Genomic DNA, 16,902 nt, shown 5'->3' with positions numbered 1-16,902 from the left:
CCCCGTTCAGAACTTGATCTCGCTCACGACTTGGACGCCCAGATCGGCTCCGGCGCAGCGCCGCTACGGCAGCGGCGCCACATCTGGTCATAAAGGTCCTGCAGAGATCGGGCATAGGCGGCCGCGTCGAACAGCGGGGTGACCGGCCGGTTGCGCCGGAGCCTGGCCTTGGCGGCCTGCAGCAGGTCCGGCTCGGTGGCGAGCGTCAGCGCCACCGCGACATAGTCGGCCTCATCGGCGGCAATGAGCTCGGGAAGTCCCACGGCGTGCAGCAGGCTGCCGGCAACCCGGGAGGCAAACGTATCTCCGGCGCAGGTGACGATCGGCACGCCGGCCCAGAGCGCGTCGCTCGCCGTGGTGTGGGCGCCATAGGGCGCCGTGTCGAGCACGAGATCGGCGAGCTGGAGCCGCCGAAGATGCTCGCTCTGCGTCATCTCGGGCGCGAACACCAGACGAGCCGGCGCCACGCCTCGGCGCAGCGCCTCGCCGCGCAGATTGCCCTCGGCCTGATCGGACGCCAGCAGCCACAACACGCTGTCCGGCGTCGCGTCGAGCAGGCGGCACCACAGGTCGAACACCATGGGCGTCAGCTTGTAGGCCTGATTGAAGCAGCAGAACACGAAGCCGGCTTCCGGCAGGCCCACCTCGGCACGGGCCGGCGGCGGGCCGAGCGCCGTCCGGCCATGCGGCTGGTACGAATGCGGCATGTAGGCGAAGCTCTCGGAATAGTCGGCCGCGGCCGCCGGCGGCGTCACGAACGGATCGGTGATGATGTAGTCGCAGATATCGCCGCCGAGCGTTCCGGGATAGCCGAGGAAGTTCACCTGAACCGGCGCCGGATGCAGCATCAGGATCCCGGTCCGGGCGCCGCGCGTATAGCCTTTGAGATCGACCAGAACATCGATCTGCGCAGCATGCACCGCGGTGGCCGCGGCGCTATCGCCCAACGCGGCGACGTCGTGGAAGGCGTGGAAGGCGTCGTTGAGCCGCCGACGCATCGCCCCCTGATCATCGGCGCCGAACGAGAAGGCGTGCAGCTCACATCGCTCCCGGTCATGCGCCTCGAGCGCCTCGATCAGCAGATGGGCGGTCGCGTGGTCGTGGAAGTCGTTTGAAAGGTATCCGACACGAAGCTTGTCGCGGATCGTCAAGTCGAAGCGAAAATCCAACCGCGTCCGCTCCGCGCTGCTCGCCGCGATGCGGTCGCGGGTCCACAGCTCCGAGCAGATCCGATGCTGGCCGGCGCTCATGCCGGGCACCGAGAGCAGCAGGAACGGCGGAATCTGTCCGGATTGCGCCTGCGCCAGCGAAAGACGGGCATCGGTCGACGACTGGGCGAAATCGTCCCAGGCACACATGTTGCGGTCGCGCCCGAGCGATCTCATCGTGTCCTTCATCGCCGGTGCCGGCGCACATCAGCCTGAGCAAGTCCCGCGCCAACATGACCGCCATCCGCGCTCTCGAGAACGCTGGAGCAACTCACGCCACTGTCGTCCCGGGCAAGTCCGGACAACGCGGCAGCGTTGCCGGGGCGCAGACCCGGGATCCATAACCACCGTCTGCGTTGTTGAGGATGCTGGAGCGGCGTTCTTCGCAACAACAACCTCCTGGGGCTATGGGTCCCGGGTCGGCGCCTCGGCGTCGCGATGCGACGCCATGGCTTGCCCGGGACGACAGCTGGTATGGAGACGCGCTGTAGCAACTCACTCCATTGTCGTCCGGCCGAGTCCGAGTAACGCCGTCGCCCAAGCGCAAGTTGGGTCGCCCGTCGGGTCAGCTCATGCGCCGTTACGACCCGGTCTACAGTCGCAAACAGCAAAAAGTCGGATGCGCCGAAACGCTGATTTCGAGCGCCGGTTCAACGCGATGACCTCTGTCCAGATCGCCACGAAAAAATATTCCGCTTTCGTTTTTTCGTAATTTGATGTCTGATGCCCTCATACCGCCTCGGGCAGAGGGCGTATCGCGGTCGTCACGACACGCGAGGCGGGGAGTGATGGCCGCGACGAATCGCAGCGTTTCCTTCGGGGGATGCCGACGAACGGTTCGTGGCGGACGGTGAAGTCGTGTGGTCCTGACACCCCGACGCTGGTGTCCCCGCGCAACGCGCAAGCGTTGTCGCGCACACGATGGCCAGAAAGCCCGGCGCACCGAGGAGAGCACGTATAAGCCGTAGCGCATCGCGCAGGGAGGGCCGGGATTCCGGCTGAACCTGTGGTTCCTGCCCCGTGCACTTCTTCACGCACGGGGGCCACGGGCGCCGGTCGGTGCCCGGTCTTCCCTGCCCCTCTCGTTTGCGGAGGGTTCGATATCAGCACACCCCGGGCGTGGAACGCGCTGCGGGAATGAACGATGTTGGCCCGTGACTAGGCCGCAGCCATCTGCCACGTCGACGACGTGTAGGAGGGCGTATGATAGTTCCTGTTCGCCGGGGCTTGCGACGGCGCATGACGGGCGATGAAATAAGCCTCGAGCTCGGCGACAGCCCGGCTTTCCCATTCCGCGGCCTGGGCCAGCAGCGAGTCGCGCTGATGCGGCCGGAACGCCGCGGTCTGGCGATACAGGCAGGCGATGGTGCGATAGCGCCGCACGTTTTCCAGAACCGCTTCCCCATTGATCATGATCGCTCTCCCCTCGTCCGTCTCCCTCAGGACGAGCCAAGGGTGCACCACCACGATTTTCCAAATCGTTATCGGCGCAGGCGCCCGAGAGGCATGGTTGGAGAAGCGTTGCCGCCCTGCAGGCGCGAAAACGGCCGGCAGACGCGGCTGTTTGCGACCGCAACGGTCCGCGCCGTTAAAGCTCCGGAAACCATGCCGAGGGCCGTAGTCGCAGCCGTGTCTATCATGTCACGCTCCGGTCGCGCCCACCGCGGCACGGAAGCGCCACAAGGTCAGCGCCAGGAACAGTCCTGCGATGCCGGCCACGGCCACGAATTGCGGCCACACCACATCGAGCCCGGCGCCGCGATACAGAATGGCCTGCGCGAACGACACGAAATGCGTCGATGGCGAGGCCTTCATGATCGTCGAGAGCCACACCGGCTGGCTCTCGACCGGAGTCGCGCCGCCGGACAGCAGATTCATCGGCACGGCGACGAGGATATAGAGCAGGCCGAGTTGCGGCATCGAGCGTGCGATGGTGCCGAGAAACAGCCCGACCGCGGTGGCGAAAAACAGATAGAGCACCACACCACCCATGAACAGCGGGATCGAGCCCGTGATCGGCACGCGCAGGATTCCCTGCACGACGACATAGAGGGCGATCACGACCGCCACGGCGATCACGAGCGCATTGGCCCAGATCTTCGACATCGCGATCTCGAACGGCGACACCGGCATCACCAGCAGATGATCCATGGTGCCGTGCTCGCGCTCCCGCACCAGCGCCGCGCCGGCCAGGATGATGGCGAGCATCGTGACACTGTTGATGATGCCCATCACGCTCTCGAACCAGGCGGTCGTCACGTTCGGATTGAAGGCGATCCGCGTCACGAGATTGACCGGCGCGGGCACGGAGGTCTCCGACCGCGCCAGATACCAGGCGACTTCGGTGTTGATGATCTGCAGTGCGTAGCCGGACCCCAGACCCGCTTGGATCATCGCGGTGGCGTCGACATTGACCTGCAGCGCCGGCCTGCGCCCCGCCAGCACGTCGCGCTGGAAGTTCGGCGGAATGTCGAGCACGAAGGTGAAGCGGCCGCTGTTCATCAGCGGCCCGACCTGGCTCTCGCCGATGTCAACAGGCGCCTGGAAATAGGGGAGCATGAAGGCGCTGATGATCCGGCGCGACAGTTCGGATTGGTCCTCGTCGACGACGGCGAGCGAGGCGTGGTGCAGCTCCTGCGAATTGCTCTGGGCCTGGCTGATCACCGCGACCGTAAACGAATAGATCACGAGCCCGATCAGCACGAGGTCGCCGAACAGGCTGCGCAACTCCTTGGTGCCGAGCCAGAAGATGGTGGAGAGCGAGCGCAACATGGCTCATCTCTCCTGCTTGGGCAGCAGCACGAGGCTGAGCCCGATCAGGACCGGAATGAAGACGAGCAGCGCCAGGATGTCCGGACCGACATCCGCAAAGCCCAGACCCTTGGTGAAGGTGCCGACGCTGATCGGGCGGTAATAGGTCATCGGAAATCCCATGCCGAGCATGCGCGCCACCCCGGACAGCGACGACACCGGCACCATCATCCCCGAGAACTGCGTCGCCGGCAGCACCGTGAGGATCGCGGTGCCGAACAGCGCCGCGATCTGGGTGCTGCAGAAGGTCGAGATCAGCATGCCATAGGCCGTCGTGGTGAAGACGTAGACGACGGTGCCCACGAGCAGCGGCAGGAACGCGCCCTTGAGAGGGACACCGAACAGCAGGATCGCCATCGCAAACATGACCGCGAAATTCACCAGCGCGACGCCGACGTAAGGCAGCTGCTTGCCGAGCAGGAATTCGAGCCGTGTCACCGGTGTGACATAGAGATTGGTGATCGAGCCGAGCTCCTTCTCCCGGACCACGGCGAGCGCCATCAGGATCGCTGGAAACAGCGCCAGCAGCATGGCGATCGTGCTCGGCACCATCGCATAGATGCTGTCGAACGCCTGATTGTACTTGAAGCGGATCTCGACATTGACCGCGGACGCCGCCGCCGGCCGGGTCGTCTTGACCGCGGGATCGCCGAGATAGAGCTGGTGCGTGCCTTCGAGATAGCCGCGGATGGTCTCGGCGCGGAACGGCATGGCGCCATCGATCCAGGCCGACACGAAGGCGGGACGGCCGCGCTTGATGTCGACGCCGAAATTGGGCGGGATCTCGATCGAGGCCTTGATGTCGCCGGTCTTCATGCGCCGCTCCAGATCGGCGTAGTCGGCGAGCGGCGGCTTCTCGAGGAAATAGCGCGAGCCTCTGAGCTCGGCGAGATAGGCACGGCTCTCCGGCGTCTGATCGCGATCGAGCGCGGCGAAGGTCAGATTGTTGACGTCGGTGGAGATGCCGACACCGAACACGATCATCAGGAAGGCCGTGCCGAACAGCGCGAACAACAGCCTGATCGGATCGCGGATGAGTTCGAGACCTTCGCGGATGGTGTAGGCAAACATCCGGCGCGGACTGAACCGCGCTCGCCTGCCGCCTGCTGCAACCGCGTCCGATGCGCGGGCCGGATTGGCCTGCGTCAGCGTCGGCGGCGGAGCGTCGACACCGACCTCCTGCTCCAGGAAGGCGATGAAGGCCTGCTCCAGCGTCTGCGCGCCCTTGGCCCGGATCAGCCCGTCCGGCGTGTCGGTCGCCAGCACGCGACCCTCATGCATCAGCGACAGCCGGTCGCAGCGCGCGGCCTCGTTCATGAAATGCGTCGAGACGAAGATCGTCATGTCGTCATCGCGCGACAATTCGATCAGCAAACGCCAGAACTGATTACGTGCCACCGGATCGACGCCCGAGGTCGGCTCATCCAGAATCAGCAGGTCGGGCTTGTGGACGATCGCCACCGCAAGCGACAGCCGCTGGCGGATACCGAGCGGCAGATCGGCTGCGAGGCCGTCGATATGATCCGTCAGATCGCAGCGATCGACCAGCTCCGCGATGCGCTTCTCCGCGAACTCGGGAGGCAGATGGAACAGGCGCGCGTGCAGCACCAGGTTCTGCCGCACCGTGAGCTCACCATAGAGCGAGAAGGCCTGCGACATGTAGCCGACGCGGCTGCGCGACTCGTAGTTGCCGGCCTCCATGGAACGGCCGAAGATCAGCGCCTCGCCTTCGCTTGGCGGCAGAAGGCCGGTGAGCATCTTCATGGTCGTGGTCTTGCCGCAGCCGTTGGAGCCGACGAAGCCGAAGATCTCGCCCTTGCGGATCGAGAAATTGACACGGTCGACAGCGGTGAAATCACCGAAGCGGCAGGTCAAATCGCGCGCGACGATGACAGTCTCGTGGCTGCCGTCGAGCTCGGTTTTGACCGGCATCTCCGCACGACGCGAATCGGGCGCCTGCGGCAGCAGGGCAACGAAGGCGCCCTCGATGTCGGCCGCCCCGGTCTGCTGCCTCAGCTCCGCAGGCGAACCGGCCGCGAGGATGCGGCCGTCGTTCATCGCGATCAGCCAGTCGAACCGCTCGGCCTCCTCCATGTAGGCGGTGGCGACGATGACGCTCATGCCGGCCGCGCTGCGTGCGCGCAGGCGGTCGATCAGGTCCCAGAACTGGCGGCGCGACAACGGATCGACGCCGGTGGTCGGCTCGTCCAGAATGAGCAGGTCTGGATCGTGGATCAGCGAGCAGCACAGCCCGAGTTTCTGCTTCATGCCGCCGGACAGCTTCTTCGCCGGTCGGTCGGCGAAGTCGGCGAGCGCCGTCGCCTCCATCAGCTCGGCGATGCGCCAGTCGCGCTCGGCACGGGACTGGCCGAACAGTCTTGCAAAGAATGTGATGTTCTCGCGGACGCTGAGGTCGGGATAGAGATTCTTCCCCAGTCCTTGCGGCATGTAGGCGATGCGCGGGCAGACCTGGGTGCGGGCGTCGCGGTCCGCCATGTCGGCACCGAGCACGGTCGCCTGCCCGTCCTGGATCGCACGCGCGCCGGCCAGGATCGACAGCAACGACGACTTGCCGACGCCGTCGGGACCGATCAGGCCGACCACGCAGCCGGAGGGGATCTCGATCGAGACGTCGTCGAGAGCGGTGACACCGCGATAGTGCTGGGACAGATGCCTCACGACCGCGACCGGAGGCGCGGCGATGCTCATGGCGCGGCTTGCAGGCGTGCGGGCCAGGCCACGTCGGAATTCCACCTGACATAGGCGACCCCGGGCAACCCGCTTCTCACGGCATCGACATGCGCAGCCAATTTGTCCTGATCGACGCGAACGCGGATGCGGAACATCAGCTTGTCGCGCTCGCTCTGCGTCTCGACCGTCTTCGGCGTGAACTGTGCCTGACTCGCGACGAAAGCGACTTTCGCCGGGATCGGACGATCCGGATAGGCATCAAGCACGATCCGCGCGTCAGTCCCGACCTTGACCTTGCCGACCTGCTCGGTCGGCAGGAACACGTCCATGTAGACGTAGCCGACGTCGAGCATGGTGAAGACCTTGCCGCCGGCGCCCAGCACCTCGCCGACATTGGCGAGACGATACTGGATGCGGCCCGCCTTCGGCGCGATCAGCGAATTGTCGGCGATCTGCACGGTGTAGAGCGCGACGTCGTGACGGACGGCTTCGAGCGCGTGTTGCGCCTCCGATATCTTGGACTGCGCGCCGGCGTATCCGGCGATCGCCGCGTCCAGCGCCTGCTGGCGCTGGTCGGCGAGCTCTCGCGTGGTCCAGCCGTTCTGCAGCAGGCCGCGCGTGCGCTCCATCTCCTGCTCGGCGAGCGTCTTCTGGGCCTGCAGCTGCGCCAGGTTGGCGCGCGCCTGATCGACCACATGCTGCGCCTGTTCGGTCTGCGCCTCCGCCTTGGAGAGCGACTGTTGGAGTTCCCTGATGTCCATGCGCGCGACGATCTGCCCGGCCTCGACGAGGTCGCCGATATCGGCACGCAGCTCGGCGACGCGCCCGGCATATTTGGTCGCGATGTCGATCTCGTCGGCCTCAATGCGGCCATTGCTGACGCTGATGCCGAGCGGCAGCGGCGGATGCAGGCGCTGCCACCAGACATAACCGCCGCCTCCGGCCGCACCGATGGCGAGGACGAGCAGCAGCAATGGCCACACGCGGCGTTTCGGCCGGACTGCATGGGCCGCGACCACAGGCAGTGCCGCGCCATGCGTCGGCGCGATCGGATCGGCCTGTGGCTTCACCACCGGCACCCGATCGGCAACGGCCTCGCTTTCCTGTTGAACCATCGAACGACGCCTCTGTTTCCCAAAGCAGGCGCGTCGTTTGCCACAGGCGGACAGATTTCCGTTGACGCAGCTCAACTGGCCGCCGCGTTCCATGGATCAGGCGGGATGCCGGTGATCACGTTTGGTTTACGGTGCGGAATCGGACGTTGCGATGGCATGGATCAGCAGCAGGCTGCCGAAAATGATGAACAAGGCAAATGCCCGAAATTCGCGCATCGACATCTCCAACGGCGCGAGCAGCCAATCGACCGGCAGACCTGCAACGATCCCGAGAAGGATGATGGTTGCCGAGATGAAGATGCCATCGAGAATTTTCAGTGCGATCATCTTGGATGTCATGGGCGGCACCGGTCAGCACATCCGCCCGGACGGCTCGCGGCCAATGCCGCGATCGCCTCGCACCTCACGCGGTGTCAGCCCGTACTGACGGCGGAACGAGCGATTGAAGTGCGAGAGATCGCCGAAGCCGACGTCGTAGGCGATGCTCGCGATCGCCAGCTGACCGTGGGCGGGATCGCACAGCATGCGATGCGCGTTCGCAAGCCGCACGCCGGACAGGAAGGCGGAAAAGGTGGTGCCGTCGACCTCGAACAAGCGCTGCACGTAGCGCGGCGTCACGTTCAGCTTGCCCGCGAGCATCGCCACCGAGATATCACTGCGCCGGCTGTTGGCGATGAGGAAGGACTTGGCAAGCTTCAGGCGAGCCGCACGCAACCCTCTGGCCCGCATCGTCTCCGCCATGTCGGCCGAAGGTCCGATCGACAGCGCCAGCAGATCCTGCACGTGGCGCACGGAGAGATTGAGCAGCTGCGCATCGATCGCGCCGCCACTGCTCATCAGCCAGCTCGCATAGTGGTCGAGCAGCTGCAGCGCGCCATGGTTGGCGGGGATCGGCCGCATGACGGCGTCCGCGACACTGACATCAGCAGCCTCGATCATCACGCGCGGCACGAGCAGGGTGAACGACCGGCCGTTGCTCACACGATGAAACGCGCCCGCATCGGCGCCGTTCAGGATGATGGCCTCGCCTTCGCGCAGCTCGTGGCTCTGTCGGCCCTGCTCGACAAATGCGCTGCCCTCGCGATTGATCGCGAGGATCAGATTGTCGGTCCCGTCGGCGAGATGGCGGCCCGACCGCGAGATCCGCGCCGGCGTGGCCCAGGCATCGAGCAACTGCAGGCCAGGCAGCGTCAGCGCGCGATTGCGCGCCTTGAACGCCACGTCGGGGGCAGGCTCGAAATCGACGCGCAGCATCACCTGTCCATAATGCTCACGCCAGAACGCCGCGCGCTCCGGCTCCGGAATGTGGTCGGTCGAAAACTCGACGATGCGAGGGTTGAGGTCTGACATGCAATCACCCGAGACCTTTGGACTGAAACGCGATGCCGGGATCGATACCGCCATCACCCGGCAACCGGCGTCCTCCGATCAGGGGACGAAGCCCTGCGCACGACCTTCGAATGTGAACTGGATCACGTCCGGTCGTAGCAACCCTGACGATGGTCGTCGCGCACCAAGACGCCGAGGGTTCCGCAATGATGGCGTTCGCCGCGTCACAACTGATGAGGACGAGGATGAAACTATCTGGACGATGTTTTTGCGGAGCGGTCGAAATCGAGGTGTCCGGGACACCGGAGGCGATGGGCTATTGTCACTGCCGGTCGTGCCGGTCGTGGTCCGGCGGCCCCGTGAACGCCTTCAGTCTGTGGAAGCCGGACGCGGTGAGGATCATTTCTGGAACCGAGCACGTCGCCATGTTTCAGAAGACGCCGCTGAGCCAGCGGCAATATTGCGCCAAGTGCGGCGGTCACCTCATGACCACGCACCCGCCGCTCGGATTGATCGACGTGTTCGCAGCGACCGTTCCGGAATTGGACTTCCAGCCGGGAGTCCACGTGAACTACGCGGAGACCGTGCTGCCGATGCGCGACGGCCTGCCGAAGCTGAAGGATTTTCCGAGCGAATTCGGCGGCTCCGGCGAGACCGTCACGGAATAGCTCACGGCTGCGTCGAGGCCCTGGAACATCATCGCCTCCAGGGCTTCAGCCCCGTTTGCGTCCACCCGCGCTCAGTCGAGCAGATGCCGGTGATCGGCGATGATCCGGCGCGCGGCGCGCGCCCGCGAGTCCTGAAGGGCCACCAGCACGGCCCGCACCAGCCGCCTCAGACCAGCGAACAGCCGACGTCTCGCGAACGACCGGCGCGGAAGCAGCGAGGCAGCGCTCTCCATAGATGGTCTCCCAGAGCTGTGAGACCATCACCATGAGGCATCTCGCGCCCGATGACCTGGACGAATTCGCCGATCCCTGGGCCGCGAGCGACCAAGCTGCGGTGAACCTCGGACGCTCCGTGACGACCCATGATGGGGATGATTGTCCGCGTGTCGGGGTTAACGGTTCAGACCCGCGCGTCCGGCCCGGGCCATCGCAGCGAGGTCACCGTGCAGATCGAGCCGTACTCACAGGCGCTGGACGCAATCTACCAAGGCTTTGCGGAACCGGAAGGCGTCTCCGCGGCGCTGGAATCGATCAGGGCGCTGGTAGGTGCCGAAGGCGCGACCCTCGAGGTGATCGACAAGGCCGCGCGCCGGCCCGTGACCTTTCACGGCAGCGGGGTCACAACGGCCGAGGGCGGCGACTATCTCGCGCATTTCGCCGCGCTCAATCCCCGCCTGTCTGCGGCGCTGGGACAGCCGGGAGGCGGGCTGTCCTGGGACTATCAAGTCATGGACGAGCGCGCCATGAACCGCGATCCGTTCTATGCGGAGTTTCTGCCGCGCGCCGGGCTTCGCTATTTTCTGTCGGCCGCGCTGGAGCAGACCCCGCAGCGGCTCGTCGCCTTCACCTTGCAGCGGACGCCGCGGCAGGGCCATGTCGGCAGAGCCGAGATCGCACTGATGCAACGCCTGACGCCGCATCTGCAGCGCGCCTATGGCATGCGCAGCCGTCTCGTCGAAGTCCACGGCCAGGACGCAGCGACCAGCGCGCTCGATCTGCTGAAGGATGGCGTCGCGCTGCTCGGACCCAAAGGCGAGATCGTCTATCTCAACGACAGCCTGCAGGCGATCTCGGCCGAAAGTGGGCTGTTCCGGATCCATCCGCGCGGATTTCAATTCGGCTCTTCGGATCTGCGCAGCCGCTATGCGGCGGCCTTCAGCGCGGCGATGCGCGCCGGCGGACCGGCAGATGCGGATATCGCGACCGACTTCCTGGCGCCTCGCCCCGACGGGCTGCCGCCCTGCACGATCTCGCTGCGCGCGTTGCGCCATCAAGGACTGCGATCAACCGCTCCCGGTGCTAGCGTGATGATGCTGGTGCACGATCCGCTACGGCACAACACAGCGACGCGCCTGCTCCAGGACCTCCACGGCCTGACCAGCGCCGAGGCCCATCTGGCCTGCGCCCTGAGCACCGGCATGACGGCGGTCGAATACGCCGGACATCGCGGCGTCAAGGTCACCACTGTTTATACGCATCTGAAGCGCACGCGAGAAAAGACCGGATGGCGCAGCGTCGCCGAGCTGACGCGGCGCGTCCGCGAGGTCTCGATCGGGCTGCGGACGAATTGAGACCTGGCTCAGGTCGCCGGGACGGCCGCAACCTGCTGCGCCAGCGCGTTTCGCAGGCGCGCGACGACATCGGCATAGTCGCGGCGGTCATCCTGCCGGAACAGCCGTACGCTCGGATACCAGGGGCTATCGTCGCGGCCGAGCAGCCAGCGATAGTCCGGGGTGTAGGGCAGCATGATCCAGGTCGGCTTGCCGAGCGCGGCGGCGAGATGCGCCACGCTGGTATCGACCGTAATCACGAGATCGAGGCCGTCGATCAACGCGGCGGTGTCGACGAAGTCGCGGATATCAGCGGTAACATCGAGAATGTCATTGCGTGTTGCGAGCAGCGCCTGGTCCGCGGCCCGCGCGTCCTTCTGCAGGCTGATGAACCGCGCATCGACATCGAACAGCGGCGCGAGCGTGGCGAACGGCATCGACCGATTGTGGTCGTTGAGATGCGCGGGGTTGCCGGACCAGACCAGGCCGACCCGCAGGCGGTCGTGCGGCCCGAGCCGCTGCTCCCACGTGGCACGGCGCTCGGCGGACGGACGCGGCAGATAGCCCGGTGCGGCCGGGATCGTGTCGAGGCGGGTCGCGAAGGCAAGCGGCAGGCTCGACAGCGGACAATGATAGTCGATCGCGGGCGTCGCATCGCTGCCGCGGGCGAGGCACTGCGCGACGCCGTCGATGCCTGCCAACAGGGGCTGCAGCACGGCGTCGACTTCGAGCATGACGCGCGCACCCTCCGCCGCGACCATCGTCGCGTAGCGCGCAAACTGGATGGTATCGCCCAGCCCCTCGTCGCTGTGGAGCAGGATGGCCTTGCCGGCCAGCGGCGCATCAGCAAGCCACAGCGGAACGTCGAAGCTGCGCTCCACGAAGCCGACCGCGCGGCATTTGCGTCCCCATTCGCGCGCCGCCCAACCGCGCGCGAAGTCTCCCGTCATGAGCCGGAACAGCGCCGCATTCCAATGCGCGTCGGCGAGATCCGGCTTCAGCGCGACGGCGCGATCGAAGCTTGCAAACGCCTCCTCGAAGCGATGCAATTCGGCCAGCGACGTGCCGCGATGGTTGTGGAATTCCGCGGTCTGCGGCCGGATCGCGATCGCCCTGTCGAACACGGCAACGGCCTCGCCGTGACGGCCGAGATTCTGCAGAATGCAGCCATAGCTGTTGGCGATGTCGGGATCATGAGGCGCCAGCACATGGGCCCGCTGCCCGCTGGCCTGCGCCTCGTCATAGCGGCGCAACCGGCGCAACGAAATGCCCTTCAGGCACAGTACGCCGCCCTGATCCGGCTTGACCGCGAGGGACCGATCGAAGCGCGCGATGGCCTCGTCGTAACGTCCAGCGTCGAAATGAACGGCACCGGCCTTGTTGGCGGCCTCCACGAGATCGGGCTTCAACGTCAGCGCCTGCTCGAACGCCAGTGCCGCCTCATCGCGGCGGCCTTGCGCTTCGAGCACCTCGCCAAGACGAAACCAGGCAGCGACGCGATCGGGCGCAAGCTGCAGCAGGCGATCACAGGCGAGCGCCGCTTCGGCGTGGCGGCCCGTCCGCTGCAGCAGTTCGCCGAGAGCGTCCCAGCTCTCGGTGGCATCCGGCTGCAGCTGCAACGCTCGGTCATACGCCTTGATGGCATCGTCGAGACGGCCTGCGAGCGTCAGCGCCTGCGCAAGACCGACGAAGGAATGCGGAGCAGAGATATTCAGCCTGATGGCGCGCGCGAACCATTCGATCGCATCGTCGAAGCGTTTGAGCGCGAGGCAGACCCGACCCATTGCATACAGCGCGTCGATGGAGGTCGCGTCCAACGTCAAGGCACGCCGGCAGGCATCTTCGGCCTCGGCCAGCTGCCCGACGCGCAGCAGCCGCAACGCGGCGCCACACAGCGCATCGGCCGTGTCATCGTGTCCCGACGATACGGGTTTGACCGGAGATTTACCGGCGGTCCTGCGGGCCTTGTGCTTCATCGTCGGGTCTCTGCGCTCGTGCTGCAAGCGGTAGATGATTCCCGGATGCGCGGGAAGATTGTGCTGCCGCCGTCAACTCCGCTGCGATATCGACGTTCAGGCGATCGGCGCGGGCGCGAGCGGCACCGCCTCGAGGCCGCCGAACCGGCGCTCGCGGCCGCGGAACGAGGCCAGCGCCTGGGCGAGATCCTCGGCATCGAAATCGGGCCACATCCGCTGCGTGAAATGCAGCTCGGCATAGGCGCCTTCCCACAGCAGGAAGTCGGACAGGCGCTGCTCGCCGGAGGTCCGGATGATCAGGTCGACGTCGCGCAGGCCCGCTTCGCCCGTCACCAGGCCGGAGAACGTCTCGCGCGTCAGCCCTTCGATGTCACGTGCCTTCGCCGCGGCGCTCAGGATCGCGTCGCGCGCCGAATAGTCGACCGCGATGCGCAGATGCAGAGTGCGCCCGTCGCGGGTCGCCGCTTCGGCCCGGCCGATGGCGTCGGCGATGCCGCCTGGCAGGCGGTCACGGCGACCGATCACAGTGAGACGCACGCCGTTGCGGGCAAGAGCTTCGACTTCGCTGGCGAGATAGACCCGCAGCAGCGCCATCAGGCCGGTGACCTCGGCGCGGGGCCGGCGCCAATTGTCGCTGGAGAATGCATAGAGCGTGAGCGTGCCGACACCCTGATCGGGCGCGGCCTCGACGATGCGGCGGATCGCCTCGACGCCGGCCTCGTGCCCGCGCAGCCGCGACAGGCCTTTGCGGGTCGCCCAGCGGCCGTTGCCATCCATGATGACGCCGACGTGGAGACCGTCGACCAGAGCAGGCGATTCAGGTTGCAGACGACTTTGCATTGCAAAGCTCCAGGTCAAAAAAATCCAATGGGGGTCAGGCGCGGCCGGGAATGAGGCCAACCGACGACGATGGCGCAGGCTCCTTGCCGGCGGCCGCGGCAGCATCGCGGACTAGGCGCTCGAGCACTGCGAGATAGTCGAGGAAGCGGCGACGCCCGGCCTTGGTCAGCCGGCAGGTGGTGTGGGGGCGATTGCCCTCATAACCCTTGGTGACCTCGACCAGTCCGGCCTCCTGCAGCACCTGCAGGTGCCGCGACAGGTTGCCGTCGGTCAATCCGCACAGCTGCTTGAGGTCCGCGAAGGCAAGGCCCTTCGGATGCGCCATCAGCGACGTGAGCAGGCCTAATCGCGCCTTCTCGTGGATGACGCGGTCGAGGCCGTCATAGGAAAACGGCGCGCTGCCGTCAGTCTTCGACATCGGAGTCTCCGGTGGCAAAATACAGAATGCCCGCCATCAGCCCCTGGCCGATCGCGAAGGGCAGGCCCATGGTCCAAGGCGACAGCGAATGCGTCGCACTGCCGAGCAGCAGCACCGCGAACCCGGCCAGGAAGTAGAACGCGCCAGCCAGCGCGACCGTGCGCGGCAGCGAGCGCACCGAGGCGAAGACGCCGAGCGACGTGAGGATCTGCCACAGGCCGGGCAGCATCCACAGCGCCTCGGGCGCAAACTTCCACAGCAGCACCGCGAGCAGCACGCCGGCGATGCCGGCCGGCAGGAACTGCTCGACGGCCTGGTGGATCATCGCATCCGCCAGCCCGGAATGGTGGCGGCGGGAGCGCGCCCGCATCTCGGTCCCGATCATCGTCAGGGACACACCGGCCGCCGCCGCCCAGCCAAGCAGGAAAATCAGCGCATCCGCGTTCGGATCGCGCAGGAGCAGCTGCTGCAGCAACGCGGTGACGAGCGCGACCGCCGCGGTCGCGGCCATCGTCGCCGGCCCGTAGCCGCGGAACGCAGTGCCTGCCGCGAGCTGGCTGCGGATCGCGATGATGTCCGCCAGCGCCTTGTCGAGGTCGCGCATGTCTCACCTGAAGCCGGGTCCGGCACGATCAACTTTGTAATGCAAAGTATATACGATCGCAAAGTCGACGCAAGTCCCCCCCCGACATGCGCCGGGCCCGCCTGCGGTCGGTCGTACCGTCGGGTGTCCGGAGAGCTCAGTAATAGGAGTAGCGGTGCACCCGACGCGGGGGCGGCATATCGACATAGACCGACGGGCCGCGACGGGCCGGGTCGAACGCCACGCGCGGGTTGACGCCGCAACTGGCATTGCGCCCCGAGGCACTGGCCCGGCATTGGTCGAAGGTCCGATAGGAGCAGTCCCCGGGAAAGCCGACGCCTCTGCCCTGAACGCACCAGGGATAGTCGTAGCCGCCGGCTGAGGCTGGCGTGCTGCCGCCTGCGCCAAGAAGTGCAACGCCGACGAGGCCGGCCGCCACCATCATCACCTTGCCCATGGATCTGTTCCTCCTCTGGCGAGCAGGTTGCACCACACGCGCATGGTCAAAAAACGACAAATTGACGGAGCGCATCACCAACCAAGGCGACGACGTGTCGCATGCGCGGCACGTCGTCTCCACTCGGTTCAACTGCGATCCATTCGTCGGTCAAATCTCGCAGCGGCCGGCCGGCAACCGCGTCGCAGAGCGCGCGCCTTCACTCCACCTTCAGGCCGGCAAAATCGACGACCTTCTTCCACTTCTCGGTCTCGGCCACCACCTGCGCCCCGAACTGGTCCGGCGACTGGATCAGCGGCTCGCCTCCAAGCTCGACCAGCCGGTTCTTGATGTCGGGTTCGGACAGGATCGCATTGACCTGCTTGTTGAGCTTCTCGATGATGTCCTTCGGCGTGTTCTTCGGTGCCCCCATGCCGAACAGCGCGCTCGCCTCGTAGCCGGGCACGGTCTCGGCGACCGCCTGGATATCGGGCAATTGCGGCGAACGCTCCTGGGTCGTGACGCCGAGCGCCCGCAGCGAGCCGGCGCGGATGTGCTGGATGATCGAGGGCATGTTGTCGAAGATGACCTGGACCTGGCCGCCGAGCATGTCGGTGATCGCCGGAGCCGCGCCGCGATAGGGCACATGCTGCATCTTGGTCCCGGTCATGGCCATGAACATCTCGCCCGACAGATGCACCGAGGTGCCGTTGCCGGACGAGGCCATGTTCACCTTGCCGGGATTCTCCTTCAGATAGGCGATGAACTCGGCCACGTTCTTGGCCTCGATGTCCTTGTTGACGGTCATCACGTTCGGCACGCGGTTGAACGAGGCGACCGGCGCGATGTCCCGAACGAAGTTGAACCTCAGGTTGGCGTAGAGGCTGGCATTGATGTAGTTCGCCGGATTGACCAGCAGCACGGTGTAGCCGTCCGCCGGCGCGTTCACGACGGCATCGGTGCCGATATTGTTGCCGGCTCCCGGCTTGTTCTCGACCACGAATTGCTGGCCGAAGGTCTCGGACAGCCGCTGGCCGATCAGCCGCGCGAGGATGTCGGTCGCTCCGCCCGGGGGATAGCCCACCACGAAACGGACCGGGCGAGTCGGGTAGTCCGCTGCGAACGCACTGCGAACGCCGGCGATGGACGGGACGGCGGAAGCGATCAGACCAAGCGCGGTACGACGTGAAATCATGCGTTTCCTCGGATATTATCGTTGAGCGGTCATTCGCGAGCCGCTGGCCGGGATTATAACAGAACGCCGCGAGCGCGGCGAG

Annotated in this window: 16 protein-coding genes; 2 read left to right on the top strand and 14 right to left on the bottom strand. The window is 66.1% G+C overall.

Annotated features, from left to right (window positions below; genetic code table 11):
* Positions 1-23: 23 nt before the first annotated feature.
* The 7 genes from LQG66_RS23810 to LQG66_RS23780 form a co-directional block, all read right to left on the bottom strand.
* On the bottom strand, positions 24-1,385 hold the full coding sequence (locus LQG66_RS23810) for an O-linked N-acetylglucosamine transferase, SPINDLY family protein (protein WP_231318101.1): 1,362 nt from the start codon (positions 1,383-1,385) through the stop codon (positions 24-26).
* Positions 1,386-2,366: 981 nt separating this feature from the next.
* The gene (locus LQG66_RS23805; protein WP_231318100.1) at positions 2,367-2,621 is read right to left on the bottom strand and encodes a hypothetical protein; all 255 of its coding nucleotides are present in this window, start codon (positions 2,619-2,621) and stop codon (positions 2,367-2,369) included.
* A 228-nt stretch (positions 2,622-2,849) separates the two neighbouring features.
* Positions 2,850-3,980, bottom strand: a complete 1,131-nt coding sequence (locus tag LQG66_RS23800) for an ABC transporter permease (RefSeq protein ID WP_231318099.1) — start codon at positions 3,978-3,980, stop codon at positions 2,850-2,852.
* A 3-nt stretch (positions 3,981-3,983) separates the two neighbouring features.
* Positions 3,984-6,728: a ribosome-associated ATPase/putative transporter RbbA gene (rbbA, locus tag LQG66_RS23795; RefSeq protein WP_231318098.1), complete on the bottom strand. Its 2,745-nt coding sequence runs from the start codon at positions 6,726-6,728 to the stop codon at positions 3,984-3,986.
* Positions 6,725-7,825, bottom strand: coding sequence for an HlyD family secretion protein (locus LQG66_RS23790; RefSeq protein ID WP_231318097.1), 1,101 nt, complete (start codon positions 7,823-7,825; stop codon positions 6,725-6,727). The genes rbbA and LQG66_RS23790 overlap by 4 nt, the downstream gene beginning before the upstream one ends.
* A 126-nt stretch (positions 7,826-7,951) precedes the next feature.
* Positions 7,952-8,164, bottom strand: coding sequence for a hypothetical protein (locus tag LQG66_RS23785; RefSeq protein ID WP_231318096.1), 213 nt, complete (start codon positions 8,162-8,164; stop codon positions 7,952-7,954).
* A gap of 12 nt (positions 8,165-8,176) precedes the next feature.
* On the bottom strand, positions 8,177-9,175 hold the full coding sequence (locus LQG66_RS23780) for a helix-turn-helix transcriptional regulator (RefSeq protein ID WP_231318095.1): 999 nt from the start codon (positions 9,173-9,175) through the stop codon (positions 8,177-8,179).
* 224 nt (positions 9,176-9,399) lie between these two features.
* On the opposite strand from LQG66_RS23780, the gene LQG66_RS23775 reads away from it, so the two are divergent.
* Positions 9,400-9,822 (top strand): GFA family protein, encoded by a 423-nt coding sequence (locus LQG66_RS23775; RefSeq protein WP_231318094.1) that lies wholly within the window; start codon positions 9,400-9,402, stop codon positions 9,820-9,822.
* A 71-nt stretch (positions 9,823-9,893) separates the two neighbouring features.
* Here LQG66_RS23775 and LQG66_RS23770 read toward each other — a convergent pair whose 3' ends face one another.
* A complete protein-coding gene (locus LQG66_RS23770; protein ID WP_231318093.1) occupies positions 9,894-10,055 on the bottom strand; it encodes a hypothetical protein in 162 nt (53 codons plus the stop codon).
* A gap of 129 nt (positions 10,056-10,184) precedes the next feature.
* Between LQG66_RS23770 and LQG66_RS23765 the strand changes: the two genes are divergently transcribed.
* Positions 10,185-11,393, top strand: coding sequence for a helix-turn-helix transcriptional regulator (locus tag LQG66_RS23765; RefSeq protein ID WP_231318092.1), 1,209 nt, complete (start codon positions 10,185-10,187; stop codon positions 11,391-11,393).
* A gap of 8 nt (positions 11,394-11,401) precedes the next feature.
* Here LQG66_RS23765 and LQG66_RS23760 read toward each other — a convergent pair whose 3' ends face one another.
* The 6 genes from LQG66_RS23760 to LQG66_RS23735 all read right to left on the bottom strand — a co-directional run bounded on the left by LQG66_RS23760 (position 11,402) and on the right by LQG66_RS23735 (position 16,820).
* A complete protein-coding gene (locus tag LQG66_RS23760; protein WP_231318091.1) occupies positions 11,402-13,348 on the bottom strand; it encodes a tetratricopeptide repeat protein in 1,947 nt (648 codons plus the stop codon).
* A gap of 96 nt (positions 13,349-13,444) precedes the next feature.
* Positions 13,445-14,188: a di-trans,poly-cis-decaprenylcistransferase gene (locus tag LQG66_RS23755; RefSeq protein WP_231318090.1), complete on the bottom strand. Its 744-nt coding sequence runs from the start codon at positions 14,186-14,188 to the stop codon at positions 13,445-13,447.
* A gap of 34 nt (positions 14,189-14,222) precedes the next feature.
* Positions 14,223-14,606, bottom strand: coding sequence for a winged helix-turn-helix domain-containing protein (locus LQG66_RS23750; protein ID WP_231318089.1), 384 nt, complete (start codon positions 14,604-14,606; stop codon positions 14,223-14,225).
* On the bottom strand, positions 14,593-15,210 hold the full coding sequence (locus LQG66_RS23745) for a hypothetical protein (RefSeq protein ID WP_231318088.1): 618 nt from the start codon (positions 15,208-15,210) through the stop codon (positions 14,593-14,595). Before LQG66_RS23745 ends, LQG66_RS23750 begins: the two co-directional genes overlap by 14 nt.
* A 136-nt stretch (positions 15,211-15,346) precedes the next feature.
* A complete protein-coding gene (locus LQG66_RS23740) occupies positions 15,347-15,646 on the bottom strand; it encodes a DUF3551 domain-containing protein (protein WP_231318087.1) in 300 nt (99 codons plus the stop codon).
* A 199-nt stretch (positions 15,647-15,845) separates the two neighbouring features.
* Positions 15,846-16,820, bottom strand: a complete 975-nt coding sequence (locus LQG66_RS23735) for a Bug family tripartite tricarboxylate transporter substrate binding protein (RefSeq protein WP_231318086.1) — start codon at positions 16,818-16,820, stop codon at positions 15,846-15,848.
* Positions 16,821-16,902: the final 82 nt, after the last annotated feature.

This window comes from Bradyrhizobium ontarionense (genome assembly GCF_021088345.1).
GTDB classification, from domain to species: Bacteria; Pseudomonadota; Alphaproteobacteria; order Rhizobiales; family Xanthobacteraceae; genus Bradyrhizobium; species Bradyrhizobium ontarionense.
Note: the sequence above shows the minus strand (reverse complement) of the source record. Positions and strands in the feature narration are given on the sequence as shown.